Annotated in this window: 17 protein-coding genes; 8 read left to right on the plus strand and 9 right to left on the minus strand. The window is 68.2% G+C overall.

Features of this window, described 5'->3' with window-relative positions; all coding sequences use genetic code 11:
- The first annotated feature begins 30 nt into the window (after window positions 1-30).
- On the plus strand, window positions 31-432 hold the full coding sequence (locus DMH01_RS34730; RefSeq protein ID WP_125682348.1) for a helix-turn-helix domain-containing protein: 402 nt from the start codon (window positions 31-33) through the stop codon (window positions 430-432).
- On the opposite strand, the gene DMH01_RS34735 is transcribed toward DMH01_RS34730, so the two are convergent.
- Together DMH01_RS34735 and DMH01_RS34740 are read right to left on the minus strand one after the other, a co-directional pair.
- Window positions 422-1,003: a DUF6000 family protein gene (locus tag DMH01_RS34735; RefSeq protein ID WP_125682350.1), complete on the minus strand. Its 582-nt coding sequence runs from the start codon at window positions 1,001-1,003 to the stop codon at window positions 422-424. The genes DMH01_RS34730 and DMH01_RS34735 overlap by 11 nt on opposite strands.
- Before the next feature lie 79 nt (window positions 1,004-1,082).
- Window positions 1,083-2,402, minus strand: a complete 1,320-nt coding sequence (locus DMH01_RS34740) for a cation:dicarboxylate symporter family transporter (RefSeq protein ID WP_125682511.1) — start codon at window positions 2,400-2,402, stop codon at window positions 1,083-1,085.
- 205 nt (window positions 2,403-2,607) lie between these two features.
- Here DMH01_RS34740 and DMH01_RS34745 point away from each other — a divergent pair, with 205 nt between their 5' ends.
- The 5 genes from DMH01_RS34745 (at window position 2,608) to DMH01_RS34765 (ending at window position 6,960) form a co-directional block, all read left to right on the plus strand.
- Window positions 2,608-4,212, plus strand: a complete 1,605-nt coding sequence (locus DMH01_RS34745) for a sensor histidine kinase (protein ID WP_125682352.1) — start codon at window positions 2,608-2,610, stop codon at window positions 4,210-4,212.
- Complete coding sequence (locus DMH01_RS34750; RefSeq protein ID WP_125682354.1) at window positions 4,209-4,877, plus strand: response regulator; 669 nt, start codon at window positions 4,209-4,211, stop codon at window positions 4,875-4,877. Before DMH01_RS34745 ends, DMH01_RS34750 begins: the two co-directional genes overlap by 4 nt.
- A 37-nt stretch (window positions 4,878-4,914) precedes the next feature.
- On the plus strand, window positions 4,915-5,280 hold the full coding sequence (locus tag DMH01_RS34755; RefSeq protein WP_125682355.1) for a MerR family transcriptional regulator: 366 nt from the start codon (window positions 4,915-4,917) through the stop codon (window positions 5,278-5,280).
- An 18-nt stretch (window positions 5,281-5,298) separates the two neighbouring features.
- Window positions 5,299-6,249 carry a zinc-binding dehydrogenase gene (locus DMH01_RS34760; RefSeq protein WP_125682357.1) on the plus strand — a complete coding sequence of 317 codons (951 nt, stop codon included), beginning with the start codon at window positions 5,299-5,301 and terminating at the stop codon, window positions 6,247-6,249.
- Between the two features lie 162 nt (window positions 6,250-6,411).
- Window positions 6,412-6,960, plus strand: a complete 549-nt coding sequence (locus DMH01_RS34765) for a snapalysin family zinc-dependent metalloprotease (RefSeq protein WP_125682359.1) — start codon at window positions 6,412-6,414, stop codon at window positions 6,958-6,960.
- A gap of 51 nt (window positions 6,961-7,011) precedes the next feature.
- Here the strand turns inward: DMH01_RS34765 and DMH01_RS34770 are convergent, their stop codons facing one another.
- The gene (locus tag DMH01_RS34770) at window positions 7,012-8,262 is read right to left on the minus strand and encodes a choice-of-anchor Q domain-containing protein (RefSeq protein ID WP_125682361.1); all 1,251 of its coding nucleotides are present in this window, start codon (window positions 8,260-8,262) and stop codon (window positions 7,012-7,014) included.
- A 67-nt stretch (window positions 8,263-8,329) separates the two neighbouring features.
- Between DMH01_RS34770 and DMH01_RS34775 the strand changes: the two genes are divergently transcribed.
- Both DMH01_RS34775 and DMH01_RS34780 read left to right on the plus strand, forming a co-directional pair.
- Window positions 8,330-9,406, plus strand: a complete 1,077-nt coding sequence (locus DMH01_RS34775) for a DUF5005 domain-containing protein (protein ID WP_125682363.1) — start codon at window positions 8,330-8,332, stop codon at window positions 9,404-9,406.
- The gene (locus DMH01_RS34780; RefSeq protein WP_125682364.1) at window positions 9,403-9,945 is read left to right on the plus strand and encodes a hypothetical protein; all 543 of its coding nucleotides are present in this window, start codon (window positions 9,403-9,405) and stop codon (window positions 9,943-9,945) included. The genes DMH01_RS34775 and DMH01_RS34780 overlap by 4 nt, the downstream gene beginning before the upstream one ends.
- Here the strand turns inward: DMH01_RS34780 and DMH01_RS34785 are convergent, their stop codons facing one another.
- The 6 genes from DMH01_RS34785 to DMH01_RS34810 form a co-directional block, all read right to left on the minus strand.
- On the minus strand, window positions 9,946-10,527 hold the full coding sequence (locus DMH01_RS34785) for a hypothetical protein (protein WP_125682366.1): 582 nt from the start codon (window positions 10,525-10,527) through the stop codon (window positions 9,946-9,948).
- Between the two features lie 142 nt (window positions 10,528-10,669).
- Window positions 10,670-12,082 (minus strand): beta-N-acetylhexosaminidase, encoded by a 1,413-nt coding sequence (locus tag DMH01_RS34790; RefSeq protein ID WP_125682368.1) that lies wholly within the window; start codon window positions 12,080-12,082, stop codon window positions 10,670-10,672.
- A gap of 1 nt (window position 12,083) precedes the next feature.
- On the minus strand, window positions 12,084-12,959 hold the full coding sequence (locus DMH01_RS34795) for a carbohydrate ABC transporter permease (RefSeq protein ID WP_125682370.1): 876 nt from the start codon (window positions 12,957-12,959) through the stop codon (window positions 12,084-12,086).
- Window positions 12,950-13,909 (minus strand): carbohydrate ABC transporter permease, encoded by a 960-nt coding sequence (locus DMH01_RS34800; protein WP_125682372.1) that lies wholly within the window; start codon window positions 13,907-13,909, stop codon window positions 12,950-12,952. Before DMH01_RS34800 ends, DMH01_RS34795 begins: the two co-directional genes overlap by 10 nt.
- Window positions 13,910-15,193: an extracellular solute-binding protein gene (locus DMH01_RS34805; RefSeq protein WP_125682374.1), complete on the minus strand. Its 1,284-nt coding sequence runs from the start codon at window positions 15,191-15,193 to the stop codon at window positions 13,910-13,912.
- Between the two features lie 12 nt (window positions 15,194-15,205).
- Entirely contained in the window at window positions 15,206-16,336 is a 1,131-nt protein-coding gene (locus tag DMH01_RS34810) for a lactonase family protein (protein WP_125682375.1), read from the minus strand.

The following is a 16,336-nucleotide window of genomic DNA, read 5'->3' on the forward strand; positions in this document are numbered from 1 at the left end:
CTCTGTTCCTCGCCGGAAGGAGGCACTTTCATGTCCCAGGGGAACACCGATGTGACCGCGCAGGCCAGGGTGGTCGATCCGGAGAAACTCGAGGTGTGCACCGTGCTCGAGGTGATCAACCGGATCAGCGGCAAGTGGGCGATCGGCATCCTGCTGGAGGCCACGCGCGGTCCGGTGCGGTTCACCGAACTCGAGCGGTCGGTCGAGGGGATCAGCAGGCGGATGCTCACGCTGACGTTGCGGAACCTCGAACGCGACGGCCTGCTCGTGCGCACCGTGTACCCGACGGTGCCGCCGAAGGTGGAGTACGAGGCCACGCCGATGGCGAAAGAACTCTATGCGTCGCTGAGCGGCTTGCTGAGCTGGGCCGAACGCCACCGCGACTCGATCGCCGAGTCCCGCGTCGTCTACGACGAGAAGGTCAGCGCCTGACGTCCGCCGTGTGCACGGCGCGCTGGACGTGCGAGCACAGCAGGCCGAAGTACATCTTGTGGAACGGCAGATCCGTGCTGTTCTTCGCGGACCAGCTTTCCCAGAGGCCGCCCGGCCGCAGATAGCGTGACGTGTACGCGGTCGTGAGGTCGGCGTCGATGTGGTGCAGGGCCGCGAGCGCCCATTCCTGGTCGTAGCGCAGATCCGGCCGCGCGAGGTAATGGTCCAGATAGGACACGAGGATCTCGGCGTCGGCGATGGTGCCGAACCGGGCCAGCGCGAAACAGTAGCCCTGCCCGGCGAAGACCAGGTCGCTTTCCAGGAGCAGCTCGCGGAGGCGTCCGCGCCACGCGGTGCGCCGGTCGACGCCGATGAGCCACGCCGCGGTGATCCGCGGCCGCCAGTCCGCCGCGAGCAACTCTTCGAGTTCGTCGTCGGTGATGCTCCGCGCGTCCTCGACGAGGTCGCGCAGGAACGTCTCGCCTTCGGGACCGCTCATCATCCCGGCGAAGTTGCCGTGCAGCAGCTTCGAATACCGCGCGATCACGTAACGGTCGATGGCGTCCGGCATGCGTTCAGTCTGCCGGAACGAAGAAACCGCGGTGCGAGGACGGGGGACCCTCGCACCGCGGTTTCGTTCGTGCCGGGCGCTACGCGTGCGCCACGGTCTTCTCCCTGTCGCCGCCGGGATCCTTGGAAGTGTCGGGATGGTCGTCGATCAGGGTGGCTTCGTCGAACGGGGCCTGTCCGCTGAAGACCTGGCCGGCCCGTTCGCGGTCGAACTCCTTGGTCCACGTGCCGACCAGGACGGTGGCGACGGCGTTGCCCGCGAAGTTGGTCAGCGCGCGGGCTTCGGACATGAACCGGTCGATGCCGAGGATGAAGCCGACGCCGTCGACCAGTTCCGGCCGGTGCGACTGGAGACCGCCCGCGAGCGTCGCGATTCCGGCACCGCTGACTCCCGCCGCGCCCTTCGACGCGATGATCATGAACAGCAGCAAGGAGATCTGCTCGCCGAGCGACAGCGGCTGGTCCTGCGCGGTCGCGATGAACAGCGTCGCCATGGTCAGGTAGATGGCCGTGCCGTCGAGGTTGAACGAGTACCCGGTGGGCACGGTGATGCCGACGACCGGCTTGCTGACCCCGAGGTGCTCCATCTTCGCGATCAGGCGCGGAAGGGCCGACTCGGACGACGAAGTGGACACGATCAGCAGGAACTCGCGGCCGAGGTAGCGGAACAGGGTGAAGATGTTGATCCGCGCGCCGATCCACAGCACCGAACCGAGCACGCCGAACACGAACACCAGGCAGGTCAGGTAGAAGCCGATCATGATGACGGCGAGGCTGCGCAGCGCGCCCCAGCCGGTTTCCCCGACCACCGCGGCGATCGCGCCGAACGCGCCCACCGGGGCCGCCCACATGATCATCGCGAGGATCCGGAACACGAGCCGCTGGATGTGCTCGATACCGCGGCGGATCGGTTCGCCCTTCCTGCCCAGCTTCTGGACGGCGAATCCGGCGAGCAGCGCGACCAGCAGTGTCTGCAGCACCTGGCCTTCGGTGAACGCCGAAACCATCGTCTTCGGGATGATGCCGAGCAGGAAGTCGACGGTGCCTTCGCCGCCCTCGGCCTGAGTGTGGGCCTTCGCGGCGGCGGCCGGGTCGAGGTGCAGGCCCTCGCCCGGGTGCAGGAGGTTGCCGACGACGAGGCCGATCGCGAGCGCGAACGTCGACATCATCAGGAAGTAGCCGAGCGACAACAGCCCGACCTTGCCGACCTTCGCGGCCTTCGCCACCGAGCCGATACCGAGGACGATGGTGCAGAAGATGATGGGGGAGATCATCATCTTGATCAGGTTGACGAACCCGGTGCCGAGCGGCTTGAGTTCCTTGGCCAGACCCGGCGCGGCGAACCCGACGACGACGCCGAGGACCACCGCCGCGATCACGGCCAGGTACAGGTAGTGCATCTTGTCGCGACGTCGTGGCGCCGCTTCCGGCGTTGTAGGCACCGTTGCCTCCAGCTCAGGGGGTGTCCGTGGGATTGCCGGTCACTATCACCCGGCCAGGTGAGCTGGGTCACGGTTGTGTTCATTGAGTTCGCGCGAGCGGTTTCCGGGGAATTCCGGCCGGGCGCGCCGAGCGGCCCCCTGGGCGGTGTGCTGGTATGAGCGGGTGCCCTCGACGACGCGGATCCGGACCAGACGCGGCAGTCTCGCCCGCCAGCTGCTGATTCTCCAGCTCGTGGTGCTTTTCGTCCTCGTCGCGGCGGGGGTCGCCTTCGCCTATCTCGATTCCGTCCGGGCCACCGAAGACCGGGCGGAGGACAAGGTGATCGCGGTCGCCGAAGCGGTGGCGGACGCGCCGGGGGTGCTGGCCGCACTGTCCACATCGGAGCCCACTGCGACGCTGCAGCCGTTCGCGCAACGTGTCCGCGCGGACACGGAAGTGGATTTCGTGACCATCATGGACAAGAACGGGATCCGCTACACGCATCCGAATCCGGAGCTGATCGGGCAGCCGTTCATCGGCAACATCGGCGAGGCGCAACGCGGCGGCAGGGTGCTCGAGACCTACGCCGGCTCGCTCGGGCCGTCCGAACGCGTCGTGGTGCCGGTGCACGGTGCCGCCGGACAGGTCGTCGCGCTCGTGTCGGTCGGCATCACCGTGGAAGCGATCGACGCCGAGCTGCGGGAACGGTTGTGGCCGCTGATCGGGGTCGCGGCGGCGGTGCTGATGGTCGGCGGGATCGGCAGTTATCTGGTCAGCGCCCGGCTCCGGCGCCAGACCAGGGGGATCGCGCCCGAGGAACTGAGCAACCTGTTCGAGTACCACGAAGCCGTCCTGCATTCCGTGCGCGAGGGCCTGCTGCTCGTCGGCGGCGACGGACGAGTGGTGCTGTGCAACGACGGAGCCCGTGCGCTGCTGGGTGTCACCGACGATCCGGTCGGCCGCGAACTGTCCGCATTGGACATTCCCGAAGACCTCGTCGAAGCGTTCACCTCGGGGGAGGAGCGCACCGACGAACTCCACCTCACCGAAGCCAGGGTGCTCGTCGTCAGCACGTCGCCGGTGCGCTCGCGCGGAAAGGCGATGGGCACCGTGGTGATCCTGCGCGACCACACGGAACTCCAGGCGCTGACCGGGGAACTGACCACCGTGCGCGGTCTGGCCGAGGCGCTGCGGTCGCAGGCGCACGAGGCGGCGAACCGGCTCCACACCGTCGTTTCGCTGGTCGAGATCGGCCGCCCCGAACAGGCCGTCGAGTTCGCGACCGAAGAACTCGCGCTGGCGCAGGAACTCACCGACCGCGTGGTCGGCGCCGTCGCCGAACCGGTGCTCGCGGCGCTGCTGCTCGGCAAGGCGGCGGAGGCGAGCGAACGCGGCGTCGAGTTCACGATCACGCCGGACACCGTCATGGAGGACGCGGACACCGGCGTCCCGCCACGCGACCTGGTGACCATCCTCGGCAACCTGATCGACAACGGCATCGACGCGGCTGCCGGGAACGCCGGCGACGGTGGGCGGCCCGGCGTCGAGGTCACCGTGCGGTCCGACGCCGAGGGCCTGCTGCTGCGGGTCGCCGACACCGGTCCCGGCGTGGACGACGTCGAGGACGTCTTCCGGCGCGGCTGGTCCACCAAACCCGAGGACGGGCACGGGCTCGGTTTGGCGCTGGTGGGTCAGGCGGTGCGGCGGCACGGTGGGACGATCGACGTCGGCCGCGCCGAGGGCGCGGTGTTCACCGTGTGTTTGCCGCCGAAGGAGTCCGCGCGATGATCAAGGTGCTGGTCGTCGAGGACGAACCGGTGGCCGCCGACGCGCACCGGGTGTACGTCGAGCGGATGCCCGGCTTCACCGTGTCCGGCGTCGTCCACTCGGGCGGCGACGCCCTGCGGTTCTGCGAACGCGAACCGGTCGACCTGGTGCTGCTGGACTTCTACCTGCCGGACACGCACGGTCTCGCCGTCTGCCGGTCGCTGCGCGCGGCCGGGCTCCCGATCGACGTCATCGCGGTGACCTCGGCGCGGGATCTGGCGCTGGTGAAGGCCGCCGTGTCGGTCGGCGTGGTGCAGTACCTGCTGAAACCGTTCACTTTCGCCTCGCTGCGGGAGAAACTCGAGCGCTACGCCGAGTTCCACGGCGCTTCGGGCGAGGTCACCGGGCAGGCCGAGATCGACCGCGCGCTCGGCAGCCTGCGCACCACCGAGCGGCAAGCCCTGCCGAAGGGGATGAGCTCGCAGACCCTGGAGGCGATCACCGAAGTCCTCGCCTCGGCCGCGGACGGCCTCTCCGCCGGGGCGGCCGCGACCGCGATCGGCGCCTCCCGCGTCACCGCGCGCCGCTACCTCGAGTACCTCGCCGACAACGGCCTCGCCCAGCGCGAGCCCCGCTACGGCCAGGTCGGCCGCCCCGAGGTCTGGTACAAACCGAAAACCGTATAACGGCCTATACGTCGGCTCGACGGCTACCTTGGGCATCGTGAAGATCGGCGAACTCGCGCGGAAGACCGGGGTCAGCGTCCGTTCGCTGCGCTATTACGAGGAAGAGGGCTTGATCAACCCTGGCCGGGAAGGCAACGGCTACCGCGATTTCTGCGAAGGCTCGGTCGAGGCGGTCCTGCAGATCCGCGGGATGCTCGACGCGGGTCTGCCGGTCAGGCTGATCCGCGAAGTCCTCCCGTACCTCGACGGGCCAGGGGAAGTCCGGCCGAAGGAGCCCTGTGAGTACATGATCGGCGAGGTCGCGCGGCAGCGGGAAGTGCTCGACCGCCGGATCGCGCTCATGACCCGCAATCGCGACGCCCTCGACGCGTACCTCCACGACTTGACCCTCACGCAAAGGTGAGGGTTTTAGCGTGCGGACATGACTTCGATGCGCGCGCTGCGACAGAACTCCTCGAACGGTCCCGAAGACCTTCACTTGATCACCGACGTCCCCGTTCCGGCGCCGGGACCAGGTGAGATCCTGCTGAAGGTCACCGCCGCGGGGGTCAACTTCGCCGACGTCATGCAGACGCGCGGCACGTACGAAAACGGTCCGGAAGCCCCGTATGTCGCCGGGTTCGAGGCCGCCGGGGTGGTCGTCGCCGTGGGGGAGGGGGTGACCGCGCCCGCCATCGGCGACCACGTCGTCGGGACCGGCGGCGGGGCCTTCGCCGAATACATGGTCATGTCCGCGGCCGGCGCGGTCCCGGTGCCCGAGGGTTGGTCGGACGACCAGGCGATCGGGCTGATCCTGAACTGGGTCACGGCGCTCGCCGCGCTCAAGCCGCTGGGCAGGCTGGCCGCCGGTGAGACCGTGCTGGTGCAGGCGGCGGCCGGTGGGGTCGGCCAGGCCGCGGTCCGGCTGGCCAAGCACTACGGGGCGACCGTCATCGGCGCCGCCTCTCCGGACAAGCACGAGTCGGTGCGGGCGTTGGGCGCCGACCGCGTCGTCGGTTACGGCGAGGAGACGGGGGAGGTGGACCTCGTGCTCGAATCGGTCGGCGGGGCCACGTTCACCGCCGGTCTCGCCGCCGCCAAGCGGGTCACCGGACGCGTCGTGGTCTACGGCGTCGCCGGAGGCGAGGTCGCGATCACGAACCGGGACTTGAACTTCCGGCATCAGATCCACGTGATCGGACTGCATCTCGGCGTTCTGATCGAGCACGCGCCCGCGATCTTCGCGGAGCTGATGGACGAACTGCGCGCCCTCATCGCCGCCGGTGTCTGCGTGCCGGGAAAACCGACGGTGTACGACCTCGCGGACGGGCCGAAGGCGCTCGCGGACCTCGAAGCGCGGGCGACTTCGGGCAAGCTCGCGCTGCGGCCCTGAACGAGGGTGACCGGACATAGTCGTATGCGAACACGTGCATGTCAATAGGGCGAAAGTGTTGGTAAATCACCAGCTGCCGGAAGCGACGAAAGTTGGTGCCGAGCCGCGGCCGGGGCTCCTAAATTCACGAACCATTCCGTTGTCCTCACAAGGAGTGGGTCCATGGCAAGGAAGTTCTTCGTCTCCGCGTCCGTGAGCTTGGCGCTGCTGGCCGTCCCGGTCACCGCGGGCCAGGCCACGGCGGCGGTCCAGCCTGCTCAGCAGACCGTGGCGGCGACCACGGTCTACTACGACGCCTCGGGAGCCCCCAGCTTCCGCGCCGCCATCCAGGCGGGCGTGGCCAACTGGAACAACTCGGTGTCCAACGTGAAGCTTCAGGAGAGCTCGTCGGGCGCCACCCTGCGCTACACCGAAGGCAACGACCCCTCGGGTTCGTACGCCGAGACCGACGGCCACGGCCGCGGCACCATCTTCATCGACTACACGCAGGCGCGGGAGTACGACCAGACGCGGATCGCCGCGCACGAGACCGGCCACGCGCTCGGCCTGCCGGACAACTACCAGGGTCCGTGCTCCGAACTGATGTCCGGCGGCGGCCCCGGCCCGTCCTGCACCAACGCGAAGCCGAACGCCCAGGAGGTCTCCCGGGTGAACTCGCTGTGGGCCAACGGGCTCGTCGCGGCGGGTGCCATGCAGCGCATCTACAACTGACGCCTCTGGTCCCTCGTGAGTGGTAAGGACGGTTCTAACCGTCCTTACCACTCACGAGAATTCGTAGGCGCCCGCGTCCACAGCCGCGCCGGAGTACACGGGATTGCCGTCGACGTCGCGGTCGTCGTACTTCGTGGTGCCGAGGTCGATCGCCGGGCTTCCCGCCTGAAGGATCAGGTTCGTGGCCGACGTGAACTTCGGATCCGCGACCTTGTCCGTCGCGCCGGGGGTGAACTGCCGGAGCCCGCCGAAGTAGACGTTGTGGTCGGTCGCGGTGAAGGTCGTGTCCGCGTAGCCGACCTTGTACGCAGCATGGACGACGTTCTGCGTCATCGTCAGCATCTGGTTCGTGCAGCCGCCGTAGCAGACGAAACCCTCCGCCTCGGCGTTCGGGAGCCGGAGCGAGTTGTTGCGGAACACCGTGCCGAGCACCGGCCCATTGCCGTCCTCCGCGCCGCGCGTGATGATCCCGCCGCGCGTCTTGGCGCCGAAGATCGCGTTGTATTCGAAGACGTTGCCGGTCGAGACGCCGTCGGGGTCCTTCGCGTCCGTGCCGAGTTCGGTGAAGGTCTCGTTGTCCTCGGAGATGTTGTGGTGGATGACGTTGCGGGAGCCGTAGAAGATCTCGACCGCGGCGCCGTCGAGGCCGCCGAAGTCGTCGGCCTTCGCGATCGAGCCGCTGATCCGGTTCCAGCCGATGTCGGAGTCGTTGCCCTGGACCAGCACGGCGAACGCGCCGGAGTCGTCGTTGCCGCCCGGCGTCACGACGGTCATGTGGTTGTTGTCGACCAGGTCGTTCTGCGTGACCTCGGTGCCGTCGGCCGACGGCGCGATGTACACGCCCGCGCCGGCGCCGGTGATCAGGTTCGACAGCACCTTGTCGCGGTCGCCGGACACCTTCACCCCGGCCCACGAGCAGCGTCCGGCGTCGGCCGCGACGCCGACCTGGAGGTCCTTCACCACGATGTCGTTGCCGGAGAGGTCGACACACGCTTCGGCGTTGCCCTTGACGATCGGCCGCGCGCCGGTGCCGTAGGCGCCGATCGTCACCCCCGAACTCTTGACGGTGAGGCCGCCCGACCAGGCACCGCCGCGACGCAGCAGGACGGTGTCACCCGCGGCGAACGTGGTGCCGGAAACCTTCGCCAGGGATTTCCACGGGGTCTGCTGCGAAGTGCCGCTCGCGGTGTCACTGCCGGAGACCTGGTCGACGTAGTAGGTCTTCGAGGCGGCCTCGGCCGTCGTGAATCCGGTGCACACGAGGGCGGCGAGCACGGTCACGGAAAGCAGTTTCCAGGACATTCCGCGGACCGTAATCACCTGGCGCACAAGGGTCGTACAAAGACCGCGGTGGCTTTAGCATGATCCGATGCGCCGGGCGTCGAGGATTCTCGTAGCGGCCGCGCTGCTGTTCAGCGCCGTGGTGGCGAGCAGCGGGATCGCGTCCGCGCCGCCACCGGACGCTCCCGTCGCCGGGCTGAACGAGCTCTGGAACGGCTACGGCGATCAAGGCGGCCACTGGACCGGCGGGGATCGCACGGTGTCGGTCCCGCTGCCCGACGGCCGGACCGCATGGCTGTTCTCGGACACATTCCTCGGCACGGTGAACCCGGACCACAGCCGCCCCTCGGACAGCCCGATCGCCCGCAACACCCTGGTCGTCCAACGGGCGGACGGCACGCTGGGGGAGACACTGCACGGCGGCACCGCGGACGAGCCGGAGGCGCTGATCGGGCTCGCGGGTTCCGGCGAGCACTACTGGGTCGGCGACGGAGTCGTCCAAGGCGACGTCCTGCGGGTGCTCTACAACCGGTACCGGACGACAGGATCCGGTGGCCTCGACTTCCGGAGCACCGGGACCTCGCTGGCCACGTTCCGGTTGCCCGAGCTGACGCCGTCCGAGTTGCTGGTGATCCCGGTGGGCGACAAGGTCGCGTGGGGATCGGAGCTGCTCGAAGACGGCGGCCACACCTACGTCTACGGTGCCGAACAAGGACATCTCCGGCTCGCCAGGGTGCCCGCTGGGGGCCTTCGCGGACCTTGGCAGTTCTGGACCGGCGCCGGTTGGTCGTCCCGTGAAGAGGACTCCGCCCGGATGCTCGCGGGGGTCGGAACGGCGTTCTCCGTGACCCGCGTCGGCGGCGAATACGTGCTGATCACCATGGACACGAGCCCCGGCTTCAGCCCGGTGATGCTCGCCTACACCGCCGCTTCGCCGACCGGCCCGTTCCGGGATCCCGTCGTTCTCCATCGGGCGGCCGAAGCCAGCGACCGGCGCATCGTCTACGACGCGACAGCGCATCCTCAGCTGAGCCGTCCCGGGAAGCTCACGGTGTCGTACAACGTGAACAGCCTGGATCACGCCGACAACATCGCGGACGCGCGGATCTACCGGCCGCGGTTCGTCGAGGTCGCCTGGCCGCCTGCCCTACGCTTCATCGAGTGATCGAGATACTCGACGACCTCGACGTCCTCGCCCGGCCGGATGTCGATCCGCGCGACCTGAGTCTCGCCGGCGCCCGCTACGGGTCGAAAGCCGCCGACGCCGTCGCCCGCGACAGCGTCATCGAGGTCACGCTCTCGTCGATCGTCCACCGCTCGATCGGCGGAAGCGGCCGGGCCACGGAGTACTACGGCGCGGACGGTGAGCCCCTCTCGCGTGAAGAGGTCGTCGGGAACGCCGTCGAAACCGAGGGCATCGTTCACTTTTCCGGCAAATTCAGCTACCGGATCATCGGCGGAACGGTCTCCGGGTTCGCCTTCTACGGTGCCGAGCGTGGTCTTCTCGCCCGCTTCGGGTATCTGCGGTCTCGTGACGAGTTCCTCGGCGTGTTCGGAACGCCCGATCTCGTCGAGGAGAGCTTCGATACCGGCGAGCTGATGGGATACCGGCATCGCTACCGGATTGCCGGGAAGCAGGTTTTCTGGGACAGCTGGGACGATCGCGTGAGCTGGCTGAACATCGGCGACTTCGACTCTCGCTGATCACTCGAGCGCGCGGGCTTCCGGCGCTTCGATGGTCAGGGGGACCGACGTGTCACCGGTGAGCTGGTTCAGCCGGGTCATGGTCCGGTCCAGTTGCTCCGCCAGCCGCGGGATCGTGCTCGACGGGAGATAGGCCTCGGCCCCGGCGTCGAGGAGACGGCGCACCGGGCCGTCGTACTTGACGCCGAGCTCGGCGTCCTCGATCTCCGTGATCACGATCCGCGCCTTCGGGTACAGCGCGCGGAAGTTGCCGATCAACTGCGGGCTGCCCGGCGGAACCAGCAGAACGTCGACGGTCGGGGGAGCCGAGCGCAGGTCCAGGACCAGATAGCCGGGGCCGAGCCGCTCGGACAACGAGTCCCGCGCCGACGCGGACAGCTTCATGGCAGTGGCCACCACCGTGATGTCGCCGGAATCCGGCGATGGGACGGGTTTTTCGCGGACCGCGGCGGAAATCGTTGCGATGGTCTCGCCGTTCCGGGTGATGAGCACGTCCTCACCAGGGCGGAGGGTGTCGATGAGCGCTACGAGCTCTTCAGGAAGCTGGGTGGCGTCGACCCACCGTGCGGACTGATCACTCATCACCCCATGATGGCCTGATCCCTTGCACTTGGCGCAAGGCAGGCCGCGGTTGATCTTCAGGCCCGTCCGTGAAGGCCTCCTTGAGGGACCCAGAGTCCCTCAAGGAGGCCTTCACGGACTCGGCAATCATCACGACACGCGTTTACCGCTGCCGGGGCCGCCCCGGAACCCCGGGCCGCGTCTGCCAGGGGTGCGGCCCGTCGAGCGGCCGGTACTCGACGCCCAGCGCGTCCAGCCGCGGCAGGTGGTGGTCCCGCAACCGCGGCAGGAACTCCGCGTAGTCCCGCCCGTCCGGATCGCTCCACGCCACCTCGGCGAAGGCGCACAGGCGCGGGAAAGCGACGTAGTCCACCCTCCGCACGGTGTCGAGATGCTCCGACCACACCTGCGCCTGCGCGCCGAGAATCGACTTCCCCTCGGGGAAATCGGCGGGCACCGGCTCGTAGCCGTAGAAGCTCTCCAGCGTGCTCAGGTAGCCGACGGGGATCGGTTCGTCGGGGTGGTCGGACTGCCGGTGATCCAGGTACACGTGCTCCTCGGGGCACATGACGACGTCGTGCCCGGCGGTCGCGGCGCGGGCGCCGGCGGCTTCGCTCTGCCACGAGCCGATGACCATCGGCGGGAGGTCGCCCGCTTCGAGTACTTCGTCCCAGCCGAGTGGGCGACGGCCCCGCTCGACCAGGTGCTGTGCGATCTCGCGGACGAACCGGCCGTGCTCCTCGGTCGCGCCGGGCACCTCGTCACCGCCGAGCGCGATGACCTCGGACGGGAAGATCTCCAGCACGTGGTCGAAGACGCGCTTGAATAAGTCCACAGTGGACTTCTCGGTGTTCAGCAGTGACGTGCTGATGCCCCAGCTCGTCCACACTTCCCATGGTTCGGCGGTTTCCGGGCCGAGCTCGGGGTAGGCGGCGATCGCGGCCCGCGCGTGCCCGGGGATGTCGACCTCCGGGACCACCGTCACCGCACGCGCGGCGGCGTACGCGACGATCTCGCGGAGATCGTCGGCCGAGTAGAATCCGCCGTGCGGCCGCCCGTCCCGTTCCGGGCCGTCGTGCCGTCCGACCATGGACGACTTCCGCCAGCCACCCACCTCGGTCAGCCTGGGGAACTCGGGGATCTCGATCCGCCAGCCCTGGTCGTCGGTCAGGTGCAGGTTGAGCACGTTGAGCTTGTGCGCGGCGATCAGGTCGACGAACCGCAGCACCTCGGCCTTGGTCCGGAAGTTCCTTGCCACGTCCAGTAGACAGCCGCGCCAGCCGAACCTCGGGTGGTCGGTGACCACGCCGCACGGAATCGTCTGCTGTCCACTGTGGATCGACGCGGCCCGGAACGCGTCCGGCCCGATCAGCTGGCGGAGCGTCTGGCGGCCGTAGAACTCGCCCGCCGCGTCGGCCGCGTACAGCGTCACGCCGGACGGATCGATCTCCAGCCGATAACCCTCGGCGGGCAACAGCTCGTCGCCGCGCACGTCCACTTCGGATGGTACCGGGCAGTGTCCCGGCAGGGGTTCCACCGAGACGGGACGGGGGAGCAGAGTTTCGAAGCCAGGCATGTCAGCCCTTCACCGCGCCGCCCATGACGGACACGAGTCGTCGTTGCACGAGAATGAAGAACACCAGCACCGGGATGGTCATCAACGTCGAACCCGCCATCACCGCGCCCCAGTCGGTGTCCTCCGGTTTGAAGAACACCAGGATCGCCAGCGGGAGCGTCTGGTTCTCGGTGTTGGAGATGATGAACGTCTTCGCGAACAGGAAGTCGTTCCAGGCGTGGATGAACGCCAGCACGCTGATCGCCACCAGCCCGGGCGCCACCAGCGGGAAGAGGATCTGCCAGGTGAACCGCATCCGGCTCGCCCCGTCGATCTTCGAGGCCTCTTCCAGTTCCTGTGGCACCGCGGCGACGAAGCCGCGCAGCATCCAGATCGCGAACGGCAGGCTGAACGCCAGGTGCACCAGGATCAGCGAGCCGAGGTGGTTGGTGCCGAACGCCGGCGCGACGTCGCCGACCGACCGCATCAGGAAGAACAGCGGGATGGTCAGGGCTTCGACCGGGACCATCTGCGCCACCAGCACCATCACCAGCAGCACGGTCCGGCCCTTGAAGTTGAACCGCGTCAGCGCCACCGCCGAAAGGAACGACAGCAGCAGCGACAACGCCACCACCACGACGGCCACGATCACGCTGTTCAGGAAGAACATCGCGAAGCCTTCGCCGGTGAGTACCCGTTCGAAGTGTTCGAGCGTCGGCGTGAGCGTCCACGGCCGGGGGTTCTCCGCCTGGATCTGCCCGGTGGGTTTGAAGGCCGAGAGCACCATCCAGTACACCGGGAACGCGACCATCCCCGCGATCACCACGCAGATGATCTCGGCGATCAGTCTCCCAGGGCGCTTCACCCGGCGGTTCTTCGGCGCCGTCGTCACACCCATCCCGCGCTCCGGCGTTGCGACCGGACGTACAGCCCGGTGATGGACAGCAGCAGCAAGGTCATCACGACTCCGAGCGCCGCGCCGAGACCGTATTCCTGTCCGGCGAAGGCCTGTTGATAGGCGAAGACGTTGAGCACGAGGTTGCGCCCGGCCACGCCGCCGCCGTTGGTCATCACGTAGATCTGCGTGAAGATCTTGAAGTCCCAGATGATCGACTGGATGGTGGCGATGGTCAGCAGCGGCCGCACCATCGGCAGCGTGATCGACCACGTGGTGCGCCACGTCGACGCGCCGTCGAGGTACGCGGCCTCGATGACCTCCTCGGGTACTCCCTTGAGCCCGGCGTACATCGTCACCATGACGAACGGGAACGAGCACCAGATGACCTCGGCGGCCACCAGCCCGAACGTGCTGTAGGTGTCGAACGTCCAGGAATGGTTCGCCATCCCGGTGAACCCGATGCCCGAGAGCACCTCGTTCACCAGGCCGAAGTCCGCGTCGAACAGGAACAACCAGACGTACGAGCCCGCCATCGCCGGCGTCGCCCACGCGGCGAGCGCCGCCAGGAACAGCGGGACGCGCGCCCACGCACGGACCCGGGTCGCCAGCACGGCGAGCCCCGTCCCGAGTGCGAGGCTGCCGACGACGCAGACCGCGGTGAAGCCGAGGGTCTTGGCCAGCACCTCCCAGAACTGGAGGTTCTCCAGCAGTTCGACGTAGTTGCCGAAGCCGAGGAACACCAGCGGGGCGTTGCCGACCGCCTGCGGCTGGCCGTAGTCGTAGAACGAGATCAGGACGAGCTGGTAGATCGGGTACACCAGCATCGCCAGCAGCAGGATGCCACCGGGCGCCAGGTAGAGCAGGGCCGCCCGCCCGTCCCGGCGACGGCGGGGTGACCGCCGTGCCGGGACGGCCGGAGCCGTGGTGCGAGGGATGTCCTTTGTGACCACTTAGCCGAACGCCTTGTTCATCTCGGCGGCCGCGGCGGTCAGCGCCGTCGCGGGGTCCTTGCCGCCGGTCGCGATCTGCTGGATCGCGGTGGGCAGGACGTTCTGCGCGTCGATCTTCGACCACGCCGCGGTGGCGGGGACGAACTTCGTGCCCGCGGTGAGCGTGTCGACGAACGGCTTGACCGACGGGTCGCTCGCGGCGAGCTTCTGCTGGACGCTGCCGAGCGTGGGCAGGTTGCCCATGGCGACGTACATCTTCTCCTGGTACTTCGCGCCACCGAGCAGCTGCGTGAACTCGACCGCGAGGCTCTTGCGCTTGGTCGCGTTGAACACGCCGAGCAGGTTGCCGCCCGCGAACGCCGGGGCGATCTTGCCCGCCTCGGTGCCCGGGATCGGGATGATCGCGTACTTGCCCTTCACCTGGCCCGCCTCGACGGCCTTGCGGTTGAAGTCACCACCGATCGACATCCCGGCCTTGCCGCCGGCGAACGCCGTGATGCTCTGCGTACCGGTGAGGTTGGCGCACTGCTCGGGCGGACAGATGTCCGCCTTCAGCAGGTTCGCGTACGCCGCGACCCCGGCCTTGGCCTGCTCGGAGTCCACAGTGGACTTCCACTTGTCGCCGTCCTGCTTGGCGATCTCGCCGCCGTGCGCCCACAGGAACGGCAGCATCGCGTAGGTGTACTTGCCGCCGACGGAGATGCCGTACAACTCCGGCTTCCTGGCACGGATCGTCTTCGCGGTCTCGGTCAGTTCCGCCAGCGTCGTCGGCGGCTTGAGGCCGAGTTCGGCGAAGAGGTCCGTGCGGTAGTACAACGCACGGATACCGGTGAACCAAGGAAGCCCGTAGGTCTTGCCGCCGGACTTCGCGGTCTCCAGCACCGCGGGCAGGATGTCGGCGCCTTCCTTCCACGACGACAGGTCGCCGGTCAGGTCGGCCAGCGCACCGGTGGCGGCGTAGCTGGACACGTCGGTGTTGCCGAACTCGGCGACGTCCGGCGCGCTCGCCGGATCGTTGAAGGCGCCGGAGAACTTGTCCGCACGGCCCTCCACCGGAACCCACTGGACGTCGACCTCGACGCCCGAATGCGCCGCCTTGAACTCGGTGATCGCCTCCTTGACCGCCGCCTCCTTGGGCGCGCGGTTGGCCTCGTCGAACAGCCAGACCCGGATCGTGCCGGTCTTCTCGTCACCGCCGCTCGCGGCTGGGGTGTTCTGGGCCGGCGCGCAGCCTGCCACGAGGCCGACGGCCGCGAGGCCCGCGATGAGGACGCGAGTTCTCATGGGATTTTCTCCTTAGGCGAAAAAGACGGAATTGACCTGGGGGAGCGCCAGTTTCCCGGCGACGGCCCCCGGAAGACCGGTACCGGGATCGCGCGGCAGCCAGCTGAGCGTGCCGGACTTGTCGCTCGAGACGTAGAACCAGCGCTCGGTCGGATCGAGGGTGAAGTGACGCGGGTACACCCCGCCGACGGGCGCGTTGTGCAGCAGCTTCAAGGACTTCCCGTCCTCGCCGACACCGAACGACGCGATCGTGTCGGAGCCGCGCACGGAGGCGTAGACGAACTTCCCGTCCTTGGACGTGGTGATCTCACCCGGGTACTGCTCGCCGGGGGTGCCCGCGGGAACGGCCGGGACGACCTGTCCGGCGGTGAGTTTCCCGGTGGCCGGGTTCCACGCCGCGACGGTGACCTCGGCACGCAGCTCGCCGAGGATGTACGCGTACTTGCCGTTCGGGTGGAACGCCAGATGCCGGGGACCGGCACCGGACGGAAGCTTCAGCTGCTGGTTCAGCTTGAGCTTCCCGGTGGCGACGTCGAGTTTGTAGACGTAGACCGAATCCGCGCCGAGATCGACGGCGAGCACCCACTTGCCGGTGGGGTCGTTGACCACCTGGTGCGCGTGCGCCTGACGCTCGGCGCCCTTGTGCTGGGCGACATCGACGACGTCGCCGAGTTTCCCGCCCGCGAGGATCGGGAGGACGACGACACTGCCGCTGCTGTAGTTCGCGGCCAGCACGTACTTCTGGCTCGAGTGGACGCTCAGATGTGTCGGGTGCTGGCCCTTGGCCGACTTTTTGTTGAGCAGCTTGGGTTTCGCCGGATCGGCCAGGCTGAACGAGGAGATCTGACCGTTCTCGTCCTCGTTGGTCACGTAGAGCGTTTTGCGGTCGGCGCTGATGTCGAACCAGGAAGCGTTGCTGACTCCCGGGATCGTCCGGTCGACGACGAGCGCGTTGGTCGCCGCGTCCCGGTGAGCGACATCGAGCCCGTGCCCGGAACTGGTGTAGCTGCTGACGTAGATGGCTCCGGTTCCCTTCGGTCCGCAGGATTGTTCGGAAGCGCTCGCGAGGTGGGAACCGAGAACGGTGGTGAGCCCAGCCGCTCCGACGGCGCCGAGGAAGGTGCGTCGATCCAGTCCGGTCAT

The organism is Amycolatopsis sp. WAC 04182 (assembly GCF_003947465.1).
In the GTDB taxonomy this organism is placed as follows: domain Bacteria; phylum Actinomycetota; class Actinomycetes; order Mycobacteriales; family Pseudonocardiaceae; genus Amycolatopsis.

Coding starts and splice junctions, on each gene's coding strand:
- DMH01_RS34730 (WP_125682348.1), top strand. CDS start 31: ATGTCCCAGGGGAACACCGATGTGACCGCGCAGGCCAGGGTGGTCGAT.
- DMH01_RS34735 (WP_125682350.1), bottom strand. CDS start 1,003: ATGCCGGACGCCATCGACCGTTACGTGATCGCGCGGTATTCGAAGCTG.
- DMH01_RS34740 (WP_125682511.1), bottom strand. CDS start 2,402: ATGCACTACCTGTACCTGGCCGTGATCGCGGCGGTGGTCCTCGGCGTC.
- DMH01_RS34750 (WP_125682354.1), top strand. CDS start 4,209: ATGATCAAGGTGCTGGTCGTCGAGGACGAACCGGTGGCCGCCGACGCG.
- DMH01_RS34760 (WP_125682357.1), top strand. CDS start 5,299: ATGACTTCGATGCGCGCGCTGCGACAGAACTCCTCGAACGGTCCCGAA.
- DMH01_RS34765 (WP_125682359.1), top strand. CDS start 6,412: ATGGCAAGGAAGTTCTTCGTCTCCGCGTCCGTGAGCTTGGCGCTGCTG.
- DMH01_RS34770 (WP_125682361.1), bottom strand. CDS start 8,262: ATGTCCTGGAAACTGCTTTCCGTGACCGTGCTCGCCGCCCTCGTGTGC.
- DMH01_RS34775 (WP_125682363.1), top strand. CDS start 8,330: ATGCGCCGGGCGTCGAGGATTCTCGTAGCGGCCGCGCTGCTGTTCAGC.
- DMH01_RS34785 (WP_125682366.1), bottom strand. CDS start 10,527: ATGAGTGATCAGTCCGCACGGTGGGTCGACGCCACCCAGCTTCCTGAA.
- DMH01_RS34790 (WP_125682368.1), bottom strand. CDS start 12,082: ATGCCTGGCTTCGAAACTCTGCTCCCCCGTCCCGTCTCGGTGGAACCC.
- DMH01_RS34795 (WP_125682370.1), bottom strand. CDS start 12,959: ATGGGTGTGACGACGGCGCCGAAGAACCGCCGGGTGAAGCGCCCTGGG.
- DMH01_RS34805 (WP_125682374.1), bottom strand. CDS start 15,193: ATGAGAACTCGCGTCCTCATCGCGGGCCTCGCGGCCGTCGGCCTCGTG.
- DMH01_RS34810 (WP_125682375.1), bottom strand. CDS start 16,336: ATGACCGGACTGGATCGACGCACCTTCCTCGGCGCCGTCGGAGCGGCT.